At 63.1% G+C, this 15403-nt stretch carries 10 protein-coding genes; 7 read left to right on the forward strand and 3 right to left on the reverse strand.

What is annotated here, in order from left to right; all coding sequences use genetic code 11:
* Positions 1–2004 carry a bifunctional tRNA (5-methylaminomethyl-2-thiouridine)(34)-methyltransferase MnmD/FAD-dependent 5-carboxymethylaminomethyl-2-thiouridine(34) oxidoreductase MnmC gene (gene mnmC, locus FYK34_RS04910; RefSeq protein ID WP_149295325.1) on the reverse strand — a complete coding sequence of 668 codons (2004 nt, stop codon included), beginning with the start codon at positions 2002–2004 and terminating at the stop codon, positions 1–3.
* 313 nt (positions 2005–2317) lie between these two features.
* Here mnmC and FYK34_RS04915 point away from each other — a divergent pair, with 313 nt between their 5' ends.
* Together FYK34_RS04915 and clpB are read left to right on the forward strand one after the other, a co-directional pair.
* Complete coding sequence (locus FYK34_RS04915; protein WP_149295326.1) at positions 2318–4348, forward strand: methyl-accepting chemotaxis protein; 2031 nt, start codon at positions 2318–2320, stop codon at positions 4346–4348.
* A gap of 96 nt (positions 4349–4444) precedes the next feature.
* Positions 4445–7024 carry an ATP-dependent chaperone ClpB gene (gene clpB, locus FYK34_RS04920; RefSeq protein WP_149295327.1) on the forward strand — a complete coding sequence of 860 codons (2580 nt, stop codon included), beginning with the start codon at positions 4445–4447 and terminating at the stop codon, positions 7022–7024.
* An 80-nt stretch (positions 7025–7104) separates the two neighbouring features.
* Here clpB and FYK34_RS04925 read toward each other — a convergent pair whose 3' ends face one another.
* A complete protein-coding gene (locus FYK34_RS04925; protein ID WP_149295328.1) occupies positions 7105–7674 on the reverse strand; it encodes a DNA-3-methyladenine glycosylase I in 570 nt (189 codons plus the stop codon).
* Positions 7674–8114, reverse strand: coding sequence for a flagellar assembly protein FliW (gene fliW / locus FYK34_RS04930; protein ID WP_149295329.1), 441 nt, complete (start codon positions 8112–8114; stop codon positions 7674–7676). The genes FYK34_RS04925 and fliW overlap by 1 nt, the downstream gene beginning before the upstream one ends.
* 92 nt (positions 8115–8206) lie before the next feature.
* Between fliW and FYK34_RS04935 the strand changes: the two genes are divergently transcribed.
* The 5 genes from FYK34_RS04935 to FYK34_RS04955 are packed head-to-tail and all read left to right on the forward strand — an operon-like array spanning position 8207 to position 15323.
* A complete protein-coding gene (locus tag FYK34_RS04935; RefSeq protein WP_149295330.1) occupies positions 8207–9589 on the forward strand; it encodes an EAL domain-containing response regulator in 1383 nt (460 codons plus the stop codon).
* A 9-nt stretch (positions 9590–9598) separates the two neighbouring features.
* Positions 9599–10330: a response regulator gene (locus FYK34_RS04940; protein WP_174774501.1), complete on the forward strand. Its 732-nt coding sequence runs from the start codon at positions 9599–9601 to the stop codon at positions 10328–10330.
* 35 nt (positions 10331–10365) lie between these two features.
* Entirely contained in the window at positions 10366–14214 is a 3849-nt protein-coding gene (locus FYK34_RS04945; RefSeq protein ID WP_149295331.1) for a PAS domain-containing hybrid sensor histidine kinase/response regulator, read from the forward strand.
* A gap of 43 nt (positions 14215–14257) precedes the next feature.
* Positions 14258–15085, forward strand: a complete 828-nt coding sequence (locus FYK34_RS04950; protein ID WP_149295332.1) for a ferritin-like domain-containing protein — start codon at positions 14258–14260, stop codon at positions 15083–15085.
* 22 nt (positions 15086–15107) lie between these two features.
* A complete protein-coding gene (locus FYK34_RS04955) occupies positions 15108–15323 on the forward strand; it encodes a hypothetical protein (RefSeq protein ID WP_149295333.1) in 216 nt (71 codons plus the stop codon).
* Positions 15324–15403: the final 80 nt, after the last annotated feature.

The raw sequence follows: 15403 nt of genomic DNA on the forward strand, positions 1-15403 counted from the left end.
TCATGGCGCGTCCGGGTCCAACTTGCGGCGGATCAGGTCGCGCAGCAGAAAGCGGCTGGGGTGGATGGCCTGCATCAGGTCGGACGGCAAGGGCGCCGGTTCGCCCTCCAGCAAGGCGGCCAGTATTTCGCCGGACAAGGGCGCCGTGATCATGCCGCGCGAGCCATGGGCGGCGTTGACGTACAGCCCCTCCATCCAAGGGCAGGCGGTTTGCGGCTGCAAGCTGGCGTCGCGGGCCAGTTCCCGGTAGGCCGACACGAAATCGCGCCTGGCCGCCACGGGACCGATCAGCGGCAAATAGTCAGGACTGGTGCAGCGGAAGGCGGCGCGGCCGCCGGCGACGCGCGGCGCCTCGCCCAGCGCCTGGCGGAAAGCCGGCGCCAGCTCCGCCAGCATGGCCAGGTTCTCCTCATGCTCCTCGTCGCGCACTTCCAGCCCGTCATCGTCGAACTTGAACGTCGCGCCCAGGCAGTGGTGCTGCCGGCGGACGGGCGAGACATAGCCTTCCCCGCACAGCACGGTGCGCAGAGCGACGCTGGCCGGCGTGGCCTCCACCTCGCTGATCTGGCCGCGGATTTTCTTCAGGGGCAGATGGCGGGTGGCATCGAACTGGGCGGTTTCCGCCGCCGCGGCCAGCACGACGACGGACGCCACCGCCAGCGGGCCGGTTTCGTCGCAGGCCAGCCAGCTGCCGTCTGATGGGTTGTGGCTCAGCTCCAGCACGCTGCGTCCGGCCCGGCGCGCGATATTGGGATGATCGGCCAGGGCGCGGACCAGGGCCGGCGGATGCACCCAGCCGCCCTGCGGGAAGAACAGGCCGCCTTGCGGCAGCGGCAGGCCAGCCAGGTCTGAGGCGTCCCTTGCGTCCAGGCGGCGCATCACCTGCGGCGCCAGGCCCAGCGCCGCCAGCTCGGCCTGCTTGTTTGCTTCCTTGCCGTCATGCGCCAGTTGCAGCACGCCGCAACGCTGCCAATCGTCGCCGTTTTCCGGCAACAGCGCGGCCAGCGTGCGCAGGCTGTAGGCATAGCCGGACAACACCAACTGGGTCAGCGGCGTCATGTGCGGCGACAGTTTGGTGTACAGCACGCCTTGCGGATTGCCCGACGCGGCGGCAGCCAGTTGCGGCAAGCGCTCGATCAGCGTCACCTGCCAGCCGCGCAGCGCCAGGCTGCGCGCAGTGGCCGCGCCCGCCACGCCGCCGCCCACCACGATGGCGCTGCGCTCACGCCAGCTTTGCCGCGGCCGCTGATGCCAGGGCGCTTGCCAGCCGCCAGCCGGAGGCTGGGCTATCCAGCCGTGGCTGATATGGCGTTTCTGGCCGTGTCCGGGCGCCTTTTTCACTTCGAATCCCGCTGCCGCCAGGCCGCGCCGCACCATGCCCGCGCTGGTGAAGGTGGCGAAGCTGGCGCCGGGAGCGGATAGCCGCGCCATTTGGTCGAACAAGCTTTGCTGCCACATGTCAGGGTTCTTGGACGGCGCAAAGCCATCCAGGAACCAGGCATCCACGCGGGCATCCAGTCGTGGCAGCACGTCCAGCACATCGCCCACCAGCAGCGTCAGCGTCACTCGGCCGTCGGCCAGCAGGAAGCGGTGCCAGCCCGGCGTGAGGGTGTCGTACTGCGCCAGCAACGGGGCCGCCCAGGGCGCCAGCTCCGGCCACAGCGCCAGCGCTTGGGCAAGGTCGGTTGGCGTCAGCGGGTATTTTTCCGCGCTGACGAAGTGCAGGCGGGCATTGGCAGGAGCCTGCGTCTCGAAGCATTGCCAGGCGCACAGGAAGTTCAGGCCGGTGCCAAAGCCGGTTTCGGCTATGGTGAAAGCGCCGTCGGACGGCAGGGCGGCGAAGCGCTCCGCCAGCTGATTGTGCCGTAGAAATACGTGGCGCGTTTCATCCAGGCCGGCGTCGCGGGAGAAATACACGTCGCCGAAAACGACGGAAAACGGTTGGCCCTCGTGCCAATCCAGTTGGGCCGGGCCGGTGTCGCCGGCGCGAGGTGTGCGTGTCATGCTTGGCGGCCGCCTGGGGGCGGCAAAGGTGGATCAGGGGCGGAATTGTCGCATGGCGAATACACTGCCGCCAGTCGACGGCGGATAATTTGACGGCTGGCGGCGCGGCATGTCATTGAATGGAAATGATATGCCTGCGCGCGACAGGCTTCCCGCCAGCGCGCTGGGCATTCACAGGCCGGGCGCATGTAATAAGATGAACAGACGGCTGCGAAATGGGGCCGCCTCATAAGACCAGCCCGTTCCCGTCACGGCGGGGCGGCGCAAAGCATGACTCCCGGGCCAACTGGCCGGCGGGGTCGGGGGAGCGGTAATGAAGCGAGCAATGAGCATTGGCGGCCGCCTGGTGTTGACCCAGACGCTGCTGATGGTGGTGGTGGCCTGCGCCATCATGTATCCCTTGTATCTGTTCAGCCAGAAGCTGCTGCTGGAACGCACGCAAAAAGTACAGAGCCAGCTGCTGGCGCAGTCCTTGAACATGGTGGACGGCTTCAACGAGTCGCTGAAGATCTCTACGCGCCAATTCGAGAAAGTGTTCCTGGCCGAATTTCCCAGCGGCTTCAGCCTGAAGCCGGAACAGAAAGTGAGCGTGGCCGGCACCGTCACGCCGGCTTTGCTGATGGGCAATACCGTGCTCAACGGCAACAACCAGATGGTGGACCACTTTTCCGTGATCAGCGGCAACGTCGCCTCCATTTATGTGCGCGACGGCGACGATTTTGTCCGCATCGCCACCACGCTGTTGATGGAAAACGGCAATCGCGCCATGGGCAGCAAGCTGGAGCATGCCAGTCTGGCTTATGACAAGCTGAAGTCAGGCGAGAGCTATATCGGCCTGGCCAATCTGTATGGCAAGGACTACGTCACCAGCTACAGCCCGATCAAGAACGGCGAGGGCAAGGTGATAGGCGCCACTTTCGTCGGCGTGGGGGCCACCGAGGGTGTCGCCAGCCTGTTGGTGCGGCTGGCCAAGGTCAAGCTGGAGGAGAGCGGCCATATCGACGTGATAGACATCAACCCCGCCTCGCCCAATTACGGCCGCTACCTGTTGCATCCCAAGCTGAGTGGACGCGCCATAGACAAATCCGTGGACGCGGATGGCAAGCCCTACCTGCGCGATATCCTCAAGTCGGGCAGCGGCAGCTTCGCCGTGCGGTTGCCGGCGGAGAAGGGCAGCGCCGTGCACATGCTGTCTTATGCCACCTTCGCCCCCTGGAACTGGCTGCTGGTCAGCGATGAGGCCGAGGCCGAGCTGCAGCGGGAAAACCGCATGCTGATCCTGTGGCTGGCGGCGGGCTGCGGCGTGTTGCTGCTGGTGCTGGCGCTGGGGTCGTGGGTGGTGACGCGCGTGCTGGTGACGCGTCCAGTGCGCCGCCTGGTGGGCGAAGTGGCATCCATCCAGGATAACCGCGACCTGCAGCGGCGTCTGCCGGTGAGCCGTCGCGACGAGATGGGCGAAATGGCCCATGCTTTGAATGATTTGCTGGACAGCTTCCAGCAGGCGCTGAATCGCACCGGCCAGCATGCGGAAAACCTGGATCAGGCGGCGCAGGACCTGTCGCAAAAGGCTAGCGCGGCGGCAGCCTCGTCCGGCGAGCAGCGCAGCAGCGCCCAGCAGATGGCGCAGAGCGCGGATCAGTTGATCGTCGGCGTGCAGCAGATCGAACAGGTGGCGGCTCAGGCCAGCGAGGTGGCGCAGGCCTCCAGCGAGGCGGCGCGCAACGGCAGCGCCAGCCTGGTGGCTGCGGTGGATGAGGTCAATCGCATCTCCGCCACCCTGGACAACGCGGCCGACAGCCTGCAGGCGCTGGAGAACAACGCGCGTCAGATCAGCGACATCGTCAACGTGATCCACGATATCGCGGACCAAACCAATCTGTTGGCCCTGAACGCCGCGATCGAAGCCGCGCGCGCCGGCGAGATGGGGCGCGGTTTCGCCGTGGTGGCGGACGAAGTGCGGAAGCTGGCGGAACGCACCAGCCAGTCCACGCGGCAGATCGGCGAAATGATCACCGCGATGCAGCAGGCGACGGCGCAGGCGGTGCAGGCGATGCGACAGTCGGTCAGCTGCGCGTCGGAAGGCGCGTCCATCACGGCCAGCGCGCGCCAAGCCATGGCCTCCATCGTCAGCGACGCGGAGCGCTCCATGGCCGTGGTCGAATCCATCCATCAGGAACTGGCGGCGCAGCGGCAGACAGTGGCGGACATCGCCGAGCAGATCGCCCAAGTGGCGCGGTTGGCGGAAACCAATAATGAAGCCGCTGAGCGCTCCGCGGATACCGCGGGTGAAATGACCAAACTGGCAGACTCGCTGAAGCAGGAGGTGAGCGTGTTCCGCACTTGATGCTGTGTCGCGCAAATCTTGATGCCGCACTCTTGAAATGGTTATCGCCGTCCCCAAAATGAAGGACATCGACAAGTTTTCAGGGAGGCGCAGATCATGCGATTCGACAAGCTGACCACCAAGTTCCAGCAGGCGCTGGGGGATGCCCAGAGCCTTGCGGTAGCCAATGACAACCCTTATATCGAGCCGCAGCACCTGTTGCTGGCCATGCTGGACGACGCCGAGGCCGGCGTGGGCGGGCTGCTGGCGCGCGCCGGCGTCAATGTGCCGGCGCTGAAGACCAGCCTGAAGCAAGCCATCGAGCGTTTGCCGCGCGTGCAGGGCCATGGCGGCGAGATCACGGTGTCGCGCGATCTGGCCAATCTGCTCAACGTCACCGACAAGATCGCGATGAAGCTGGGAGACGAGTTCATCGCCAGCGAGCTGTTCCTGTCCGCGCTGTCGCAGGACAAGGGCGAGACTGGCCGCCTGCTGAAAGAGCACGGCGGCAGCCATGCCTCCATCCAGGCGGCGATAGACGCGGTGCGCGGCGGCGAGAGCGTCAACAGCGCCGATGCCGAAGGCCAGCGCGAAGCCCTGAAGAAATACACGATGGACCTGACCGAACGCGCGCGCCAGGGCAAGCTGGACCCGGTCATCGGCCGCGACGACGAAATCCGCCGCGCCATCCAGGTGCTGCAGCGCCGCACCAAGAACAACCCGGTGCTGATAGGCGAGCCGGGCGTGGGCAAGACCGCCATCGTCGAAGGCCTGGCGCAGCGCATCGTCAACGGCGAAGTGCCGGAAAGCCTGAAGGGCAAGCGCCTGTTGGTGCTGGACCTGGCGGCCTTGATCGCCGGCGCCAAATACCGGGGCGAATTCGAAGAGCGGCTGAAGGCGGTGCTCAATGATCTGGCCAAGGACGACGGCCAGACCCTGATCTTCATCGACGAAATCCACACCCTGGTGGGCGCCGGCAAGGCCGATGGCGCGATGGACGCCGGCAATATGCTGAAGCCGGCGCTGGCGCGCGGTGAGCTGCATTGCATCGGCGCCACCACCTTGGACGAATACCGCAAGTACATCGAGAAGGATGCCGCGCTGGAGCGCCGCTTCCAGAAGGTGCTGGTGGGCGAGCCGTCGGTAGAAGACACCATCGCCATCCTGCGCGGCCTGCAGGAAAAGTACGAGATTCACCATGGCGTGGATATCACCGACCCGGCCATCGTCGCCGCGGCGGAGCTTTCCCAGCGCTACATCACCGACCGTTTCCTGCCGGACAAGGCCATCGACCTGATAGACGAGGCCGCCAGCCGCATCAAGATGGAGCTGGACTCCAAGCCCGAAGCGATGGACAAGCTGGACCGCCGCCTGATCCAGCTGAAGATCGAGCGCGAGGCAGTGAGAAAGGAAAGCGACGAGGCCTCTCAAAAGCGCTTGAAGCTGATTGAGGACGAGATCGCCGAACTGTCGCGCGAGTACGCCGACCTGGAGGAAATCTGGAAAGCGGAAAAAGCCGCGCAACAGGGTTCGCAAAGCATCAAGGAGGAAATCGACCGCCTCAAGGTGGACATGGAGGACCTCAAGCGCAAGGGCGACTGGCAGAAGCTGGCCGAATTGCAGTACGGCAAGCTGCCGCAGCTGGAGGCGCGGCTGAGAGAGGCCGAGGCCGCCGGCGGCCAGGGCGAGGCCAAGCCCAACCGACTGCTGCGCACCCAAGTGGGCGCCGAGGAGATCGCCGAAGTGATCAGCCGCGCCACCGGCATTCCGGTGTCCAAGATGCTGACCGGCGAGCGCGAAAAGCTGCTCAAAATGGAAGAGGTGCTGCACCAGCGCGTGGTGGGGCAGGACGAGGCGGTGACCGCGGTGGCCGACGCCATCCGCCGTTCGCGCTCCGGCCTGGCCGACCCGAACAAGCCGTATGGATCGTTCCTGTTCCTGGGGCCGACCGGCGTCGGCAAGACCGAGCTGTGCAAAACGCTGGCCAGCTTCCTGTTCGACAGCGAAGATCATCTGATCCGCATCGACATGTCCGAGTACATGGAGAAGCACTCCGTCGCGCGCTTGATCGGCGCGCCGCCGGGCTACGTCGGCTACGAGGAGGGCGGCTACCTGACCGAGCAGGTGCGCCGCAAGCCCTACAGCGTGATCCTGCTGGACGAAGTGGAGAAGGCGCATCCGGACGTGTTCAACGTGCTGCTGCAAGTGCTGGATGACGGCCGGCTGACCGACGGCCAGGGCCGCACCGTGGACTTCAAGAACACGGTGATCGTGATGACGTCCAATATCGGCAGCCAGCAGATCCAGGCGATGGCGACCGACGACTATCAGGTGATCAAGCTCGCCGTGATGGCTGAGGTGAAGAGCCAGTTCCGGCCGGAGTTCATCAACCGCATCGACGAGGTGGTGGTGTTCCATGGCTTGGACGAGAAGCACATCCAGTCCATCGCGCGCATCCAGCTGAAGAGCCTGGAAAACCGGCTGGCCAAGCTGGAGTTGAATCTGCAGCTCAGCGACGAGGCGCTGGCGCTGCTGTCCGAGGCTGGTTTCGATCCGGTGTACGGCGCGCGGCCGCTGAAGCGCGCGATCCAGGCCGAGCTGGAAAACCCGTTGGCCAAGGCCATCCTGGCTGGCAAATATCCGCCCAAGTCCACGGTGATGGTGGAGGCGCGCAACGGACAACTGGCGTTCGACTGAGTCGTCATCCGCGGGGCGTCAAAAAACGGCCGCTTCATTTGAAGCGGCCGTTTTTCATGCGCGGCTCGGTAGCGACGGCCCTAGCCGGCCGCGGCCGGATGAAGGTAGCAGCCGGGCAGGTGGTCATTGACCACGCCGCAAGCCTGCAGGTAGGCGTAAATGACCGTGCTGCCGACGAAGTTCATGCCGGCTTTTTTCAATTCCTTGCTGATGCGGTCGGACAGCTCGGTGCTGGCTGGAACACGGCCATCGTCGCGAGGCCGCACGATGGGTTGATCTTCCACGTGGGCCCATAGCCAGGTGGCGAAGCTGCCATGCTCGCGCTGCATCTGCAGGAACACCTTGGCGTTGCGGATGGCGCTGCGGATTTTCAGCCGGTTGCGCACGATGCCAGGGTCCAGCATCAGCCGCTCGGCGTCTTCATCGCTCATCTCCGCCACCTTGGCCGGGTCGAAGTTGTGGAAAGCCGCGCGGTAGCCCTCGCGCTTGCGCAAAATGGTGATCCAGGACAGCCCGGCCTGGGCGCCTTCCAGAATCAGCATCTCGAACAGCTTGCGGTCATCCCGTTCCGGGCGGCCCCATTCCTCGTCGTGATAGGCGACGTAGAGCGGATCGTCGCCGCACCACCGACAGCGTTGTGTCTGGCTCATCAGCTATGCAGCAGGATGTCTATCTTCAAGCCGGTCTTCTGGATGCCCAGACGCGAAGACAGGCTGATCACCAGCGGATTGCACAGATTGGCCTGCAGCTGGCCCAGTGCCGGATGGGCGTCTCGCTCCAGGTCCAGCGGGCGGTAAAGCATCAGCAGGATGGCCGCATCTTGCGGGTCCTGCAGCTGCAAGGTGGCCACCTCCTCCGCGTTCAGCTCGATTTCGAAACGCACGCCCAGGCGTTCGGGCAAGGCCAGACTGAAGGTGATGCCGGGATCGTCCAGCGACTGCAGCCAGAACATATTGGGCTGCGGATGGGTGGCGTCGTGGAACAGCTTGAAGTGGGTGCAGTTCTCCAGCGCGGGTATGCCTTGCGGAAAAGTGATGACGGTGCTTTCGTCCACTTCGACGGCGCCGAGCTGATTGGAGTCGAAACGCATGGAAACCTCCTGAGCGGGATCGGAAAGCCATCATAGCAGATGGGAGCGCAAGGCATGGGGCGGCTTGTGCAGTCTGTCATATCCGCCTATACATGGAAGTGCGCACGCCAGGATACGCGATTGTCGTAGCGCTGAAATGCGGCAGGAGAGGTGCGCATCGCTCGGCCTCTTCGGGGCAACCCGTGATAAGGCTGGGAGTTACCCGGCACGCACTGCCGGACTGCATCGGCTCTGCCGGGGAGGGGGGGTGGATGGAGCGGAAACCCAAGCGGTTCCTGATACTGGACGATCAGTTGGTGCTACGCAAGCTGATCTCGCGCCAGGCCAGTTTTTTCAGCCGCTTCGCGGTGGAAATCGACGAATTCAGCGATCCTGCGGAGGCGCTCAGAAGCATAGCTGAAGGCGGTTATCACCTGGTCATCACCGATATCGGCATGCCGGGCATGAACGGCATAGACTTCATCAAGAATGTGGCGCGGCTGGGCTACCATTCCGCCTTGTTGATCATCTCCGGCTACGATGGCAAGACCTTGCAAACCATCGCCGACATGTCCACGGCCCTTGGCATCGCCTGCACCCGCTTTCTGTCCAAACCCTATTCTGCCGATGCCTTTCTGGGCATGCTCAACAGCATTTTCAATGAAATGGAGCGGATGGCCCCGCCCATGCAGGTGGATGTCGAACGTTTGCTCAAGCACCTCGGCGGCGATGACTACCGGTTGGAGTTTTCGCCCATCTTCACGCTGGTGGACGGCGCGCTTTGCGGCTTCAGACTCTGTTCGCTGGTGCTGGGCGATGGCACGCGCCTGCCGCTGGAGCAGCTGTTGGCCTTGCTCGCCGGCAGGCGGATGGCCTCGGCCATTGCGCTGGAAACGCTGGTGGAGCGAATGGCCGGCTTGCTGCTCGATATCTCGCGGCATAGCGATTTCGATGAATGTCCCATCAGCGTGAGAATCGACGAGGCCTGCCTGTCCGCGGACAACGTGTTCGATCATTGCTACACCGTTTTATTGCAATACGGGGTGCAGCCGCGACGGATAGGGTTTGAATTGACGGATGGCCTGGGGCGGGGCGCGGACGCGATTTGCTTCGAGAATATCGCCAAGGTCAGGTACCTGGGTTTTAGGTTGCAGGTAGGCGAATTTGGCCAAGGCGATCTGAGCGTGAGCAATCTGTTCAAGTTTCCGTTTGACCAACTCAATGTGCCCATGGAAACGCTGCGCTGGATGCAGGCCTTGCTGGGCGAGGATGCCAGCGCATTTCGCCTGCTGCGTTATTTTGGCTTGCCGCAGGCCGCGGTCTGCGCCACGAAGATCGACGCCAGCGAGGATCTTGAACTGGCGATGGCGCTGGGCTGCATCAGCGGCATCGGCGATTTGCTGGGAGCGGTCGTGCCGGAGCATGAGTTGGTTGAGGTCGCAAAAAAATATTGGGGAAGTGAATCCGCTACGGGTGGCGATGAAACCGCCATTTGAGGAGACGCGATGATATCGGTCGATTTGGTGCGTTTGCGCATCTTGATCGTGGATGACCAGACATTGGTGCGCAGCTTGATTTCCCAGGCGCTGCAGAGCATGGGTATGCGTCAGGAGCATATTTTTCAGGCTGCGGATGGCACGGCGGCGATGCGCTTGCTCGATATCCGCATGGTCGACATCGTGCTGTGCGATGTGCAGATGCAACCGATGAACGGCATGGATCTATTGAAGGAGCTGCGTTGCGGCCATACCGCCAATGTGTCGAATCTGCCCTTTGTCTTCTTGTCGGGCCATGCGGACCGGAATAATGTCGTGCTGGCCAGCCAGCTGCATGCCGATGGTTTCGTGGTGAAGCCGCCGAAGCCCGCCGATGTGGAAAAGGCCATCCAGGCCGCGATGCAGCGCACGCGGCCGGAGATAGACCCGTTCAGCTATTACCATATCTCCACCGGGACAGAGTATGACAAAAAGGTATTTGGACGCTTGTTCGAGACCAGGGCCCCGGCGGAGCGGGACGAGCCGGAGGAGCGCTGCCTGTCATTGGAAGGGGTCAAGCCAGGCTCGCGCTTGACGCGTGACTTGCGCAGCAAGGCCGGCCACCTGCTCTTGCCGCGCGGCGCCACCATTTCCGCCAACCAATTGTCGGTGTTGAGGGATTACAGCGCTCGCTATGGCGTGGCGCAGATTTATGTGTTGGAAAATCCTGAACCCGCGGTGAATCCGGTCGCGAGACATTGAGCATGACTCCTAAAAGGGTCGGACATAGCCAGGCTGTGGCTATCGGTCGCACGGTGCTGGTCATGGTGTTGCTATTGGGCGCCTTGGGCGTGGGCATCATGCTGCGCCTGCAGCTGGCGACATGGGAGCAATATCGGCAGGCGAATGATCTGGCCGAATGGAGTCGAGACACGGACGCCTTGTACCGCTTGGTTCAGGTCCAGCAGCGCGAAAGCGGCCAGATGCGATTGTTCCTGTTGGGCGCGCAGCCGGACGCCGAGCGGATCAGCAAGCTGGACCGGCTGGGCAGGCAGGTGGATGAAGCCTATTTCACGCTGGCCGCATCCTTGCATCGCAGGCAAGATGCGCGCCTAGAAGAGAAGCTGATTCGGTTGCAGCAGTCGCTGAAGCAGTTCCAACAATTGCGTGGCGAGGCGGGAGATGTCTGGCGCAGTCGCTCAGGGCCGAATCAGGCATTGACGACGCGTTTGTATGAGATGACCCGCGAAGTGCAGGAACAGGCTCAGCACATCCTCGATTACGCCGTGGTTTCGATGGCGGGCAGCAAGGATACCCGGTTCAACAACCTGCTCTGGCTGCGGCAGGACCTGGGCCTGTCTGAATTCTGGTTGCTGTCCAACGCCCAGGCGTTGCCGCTGCGGGAGAGGGTGGGGCATCGCCTGGATCGACGCGTGGAGGAGGACCTGGCGCGGCGGCTGGCGGCGGGGATGCTGACTTTGTCCAAGCTGCGGCCCAGAGTCGACAGCGTGCACGACGCTCAGTTGTCTGAGCAATTCTCCAGGCTGGTCATGATGGCGGACAAGCTGCAGTTGTTGGTTCAACTGCAGCTGGAACAGATGGATGGCAAGCTGAAGTTTTCACAGGCCACGGATTTTGAGGCCAATCTGGACCAATTGACTGCCGTCTTCACCCTCGTGTCGCAGAGTGTGTCAGATCATGCCGCCTTGGCCGCGAAGGAGAGCCAAGACGATGCGCAGCGGGAATGGATGCGCGAGAGCGCGCTAGGCCTGGCCGAAATCATCCTGCTGGCCTTCCTGCTTTACGTCATGGTGCGCAAGGTCTTCAAGCCGCTGGATTTTCTGCAACGCATGCTCGATGTGTCGGGTGATGCGATGCTGGCGGTCAATGCCAGCGGCGCCATCGAAATGGCAAACGAGGGCGCGGCCAGGATGTTCGGCTACCCCATGAGTATGTTGATCGGCATGCCGGCCAGGCAATTGTTCGTGATGAACGAGGAGCTGCATGCCGTGCTTGCCGCGCTGGAAATCCAGGAGGGCAGATCCATGCCGGTGGACGGCATGGGCAGCGGGGGCGAGCATTTCCACGCCATGTTGACCATCAATCGCTTTCAGGAGGATGGCCGCCGCCCCATGCATATCCTGATTGTGAGAGATGAGCATAAGCGCCGTCTGGCCGAGGCCTCGCTGGAGCGCAGCGTGGCGCTGCTGTCCGTGATTTCTGAGATCGAAACCATGCTGCTGTCGCGTTCGCCGCGGGAGGCGGTTTTCGAGCGCCTGCACGATACCTTCGTGGAGTTCACCCTGTCGGAACAATGCGTGCTGGTGGCCTGGTCGGAACAGAAAGCCGGCGAGGATGCCTTGCAGCTGCAAGCGGGGAGATGGCCAGAATTCCTGCCCTCCATCCAGCAGTTGTCTCAGGCTGAGGCGCCGCTGCCGGCCTTGTTTCGCAGCTTGTCCGCTCAGCCATCCTGGGTGTCCTTGCCGGTGATGCTGGCCGGCGAGGCGGCGGCGGCGGTCTGCCTGCTCCGGCCGACCTTGTCGCAGCTGGGCATCAGCATCCTTCCCTTGTTGGGCGCCTACGCCAACATTCTTGGCTATTACGCAGAGGAAGATCGCCGCAAGCTGTCGGAAGCGCAGTTGCGCGCCGTGCTGCAGGAGGAGGAGGCCGTGTACTCGGCCTCGCCGGTCGGTCTGCTGCGGCTGAACGAGCATTTCCAGATCACGCGCGCCAATCTGACGGCGGAAGGCATTTTCGACGTTGGCGATGAATATGGCCTGTCCGGAATGCATCTGATGGAGTTGCTAGCATCTGAACATGGTTGGTATGAGCTGGCGGAGCAGATGTCGAAAATGCAGCATGACAGTGCCCGCATCCATTGCGAACTGGAGTGCTTGACAGGAACCGGCAGGCCGATCTGGGTGCTGTTCGAAGGGCAGCTCCTGTTTCCCGATGCGACCGAGTCCGTGATCATCCTGGCGTGCCTGGACATCACGGAACGCAAGATGGCCGAGTTCGAACTCAGGATGGCGCGGGACCAGGCCAATGCCGCCAACCGGGCCAAGAGCGCTTTTCTTGCCACGATGAGCCACGAAATCCGCACGCCGATGAACGGCGTGCTGGGCATGCTGGAGCTGCTGGCCATGACGCGGCTGGACGCTGAGCAGCGCGACACGGTTTTAACCATTCAGGATTCGGCCAATACCCTGCTGAGGCTCATAGACGACATTCTGGACTTCTCCAAAATCGAAGCCGACAGGATGGAGATCGTCCCGGCGCGCACCGCCGTCCGGCCGTTCATGGACAGCGTGCGCAGCCTCTACCAGGAAAACGCCAACAAGAAAGGCCTGGCGCTGAACTTGACGCTGGACGAAAGGCTGGCGCCCACCCTGGTCATGGATCCGTTGCGCGTGCGGCAGATCCTGCAGAACTTCATCAGCAATGCCATCAAGTTCACCTCCAGCGGTCAGGTAAACATCCGGGTCAGGGTGATGGACACGGTGGCCAATTATCAGGTGCTGGCCTTCGAAGTAGAGGATACCGGCATTGGCATGTCGCAGGAGCAGCTGAGCAAGCTGTTCCAGCCATTTACCCAGGCAGATTCCGAAACTACGCGCCGCTTTGGCGGCACCGGGCTTGGGTTGGCCATCTGCAGGCGGCTGGCGGGCCTGATGGGCGGCCATGTGGAAATGGAGAGCGAACCTGGCAAGGGAAGCTGCGCCAGGCTGTTGCTGGAGTTGGAGTGGCTGGCGGAGCAAGTGGAGCCCATCGTGTTGCCCGAGCAACGGGTGCCGCTTGAGCAGGCTTGCCCCTCCAGTAGCGGGGCGGAGCCAGGCGGCCAGGAAAGCAAATACCCCATTCTGTTTGCCGAAGACAATCCGACCAATCGCAAGCTGACCTTGAAACAACTGGAGAAGCTGGGCTTTCCCGCCGATTGGGCCGAGGATGGCGATCGGGCCTTCAGCAAATGGCTATCCGGCCGTTACTCCTTGATCCTGACCGATTGCCACATGCCGGGCATAGACGGCTACCAATTGGCCAGGCTGGTGCGCGCGCATGAGGCATCGCATCCGGAGCGGGAGCGCATACCCATCATCGCCTGCACCGCGAATGCCGCCAAAGAGGAGGTGGACAAGACGCGCGATGCCGGCATGGACGACTTCCTGACCAAGCCCTTGTCCATCCATGCCCTGGAAGCCACGTTGCGCAAATGGATGTCCGCGGCGAATGCCGGGGTGTCCGCCCCCGCGCAGCTGGATGGCCCTTCCGGCGTGGACGACGTGGTGCAGGTGGGCGACGAGGAAATCCCGATTGATCGCAGCGTGCTGGAGGTCTACAGCAATGGCGAGTTAAGCGTGGAGCTGGAGATCTTGCGCGAGTTCCAGACGGGCAATGTGGAAGATGTGGCCATGTTGCGCGAGGCTTTGCGGGTGGGGGAGGCGGAGAAAATCGGTTTCGCCGCCCACCGGATAAAGGGCGCCAGCCGCATGGTGGGCGCCAATGATATGGGCGTGGCCGCCGAAGCGGTGGAGAAGGCTGGCAAGGAGCAGGATGTCGATGCCGCGCGCCAGGCCATGGCCAGGCTTGACGAGCAATTGGAACGCTTTGATCGCTGGCTGGCGGCGCAAACCGAGACGGTGGCGTGATGCGGGCTTGGCCTGGGTCTTGTTGCCGCTTAAAATCCGCGGCATGAATTCATGCTCCTCATCGCTATATCCCTTGCTTGAGCAGGCCTTGTTGTGCCGCGAGGTCGAGGTCAAGCTCCAGCTGGCCGAGCGTCTATTTCTCGACTGGCGCGCCGGCCGTCTGCCCAGGCTGGCGGCGCCCGGTCCTTACGCGCTGCATGAGGCCGGCCGCCCCGAGCGGCCGCCCTTGGTGCACCCGGCCAAGGTGCCGCGCCGGGGCCTGTCCACGCCTCAGGGACATGGCGCGCTGTTGCATGCCATTGCTCATATTGAATTCAATGCCGTCAATCTGGCCTTGGATGCCGCCTGGCGCTTCCGCGACATGCCCGATGCCTTTGTCGACGACTGGCTGCGGGTGGCGGCGGAAGAAGCCGGTCATTTCCGTCTGCTGAAGGGGCGGCTGGCTGAGTTGGATTTCGTCTATGGCGATTTCCCGGCGCATGACGGCCTATGGGCCATGACGCGCAAGACCGACCACGACCCGCTGACGCGCATGGCGCTGGTGCCCAGGGTGCTGGAGGCGAGGGGGCTGGATGTGACGCCGGGGATTCAGAAGCGGCTGGCGGCCATCGGCGACGAGGCCAGCGTCGCCGTGTTGGACATCATTTTGCGCGATGAGATCGGCCATGTGCGAATCGGCAATCATTGGTTCTGTGAGCTCTGCCGCCAGCGGGGACTGGAACCTCAGTCCACTTTCCGGCGTCTACTCGACGAATACGCGATGCAATTGCACCCCGGTGAATATAATCTGGCGGCGCGCGAAGCGGCCGGATTCTTCGCCGATGAACTAGTGGCGCTGGCCCGTTTGGGCGAGTCGTCCGTCGATGCCTGACTCCATCATCCTGGATTGCTGAATGAAGAACTTGATTACCCGCCTGCGCGGCAACCGCAAGCTGAGCCTGACCGTCCTCATCGCCTCCACCCTGCTGTTCATGGCCATGTCCGTGCTATGGCGCGGCGGCCAGGTTGAAAGTGTGCTGTTGAGGCTGTTTTGCCCCGTGCTGCTGCTATTGGCCATGGGCGGGCAGCTGCTGTCCCTGTTAGCCCTGCTGCAAAAACCACGAAAATAAAACGGCTTTTAAAAACAGCGATTTAAAGTGCGGCTGAGGCGTGGGATGGGCTTGACGCTGACTGTCGCGCCGCGCATAAT

It is taken from the genome of Chromobacterium paludis (assembly GCF_008275125.1).
GTDB classification, from domain to species: Bacteria; Pseudomonadota; Gammaproteobacteria; order Burkholderiales; family Chromobacteriaceae; genus Chromobacterium; species Chromobacterium paludis.

Excerpts from the sequence above, each read along its gene's own strand:
- mnmC (WP_149295325.1), bottom strand. The coding sequence starts at position 2,004 with ATGACACGCACACCTCGCGCCGGCGACACCGGCCCGGCCCAACTGGAT.
- FYK34_RS04915 (WP_149295326.1), top strand. The coding sequence starts at position 2,318 with ATGAAGCGAGCAATGAGCATTGGCGGCCGCCTGGTGTTGACCCAGACG.
- clpB (WP_149295327.1), top strand. The coding sequence starts at position 4,445 with ATGCGATTCGACAAGCTGACCACCAAGTTCCAGCAGGCGCTGGGGGAT.
- FYK34_RS04925 (WP_149295328.1), bottom strand. The coding sequence starts at position 7,674 with ATGAGCCAGACACAACGCTGTCGGTGGTGCGGCGACGATCCGCTCTAC.
- fliW (WP_149295329.1), bottom strand. The coding sequence starts at position 8,114 with ATGCGTTTCGACTCCAATCAGCTCGGCGCCGTCGAAGTGGACGAAAGC.
- FYK34_RS04935 (WP_149295330.1), top strand. The coding sequence starts at position 8,207 with ATGGAAGTGCGCACGCCAGGATACGCGATTGTCGTAGCGCTGAAATGC.
- FYK34_RS04940 (WP_174774501.1), top strand. The coding sequence starts at position 9,599 with ATGATATCGGTCGATTTGGTGCGTTTGCGCATCTTGATCGTGGATGAC.
- FYK34_RS04950 (WP_149295332.1), top strand. The coding sequence starts at position 14,258 with ATGAATTCATGCTCCTCATCGCTATATCCCTTGCTTGAGCAGGCCTTG.
- FYK34_RS04955 (WP_149295333.1), top strand. The coding sequence starts at position 15,108 with ATGAAGAACTTGATTACCCGCCTGCGCGGCAACCGCAAGCTGAGCCTG.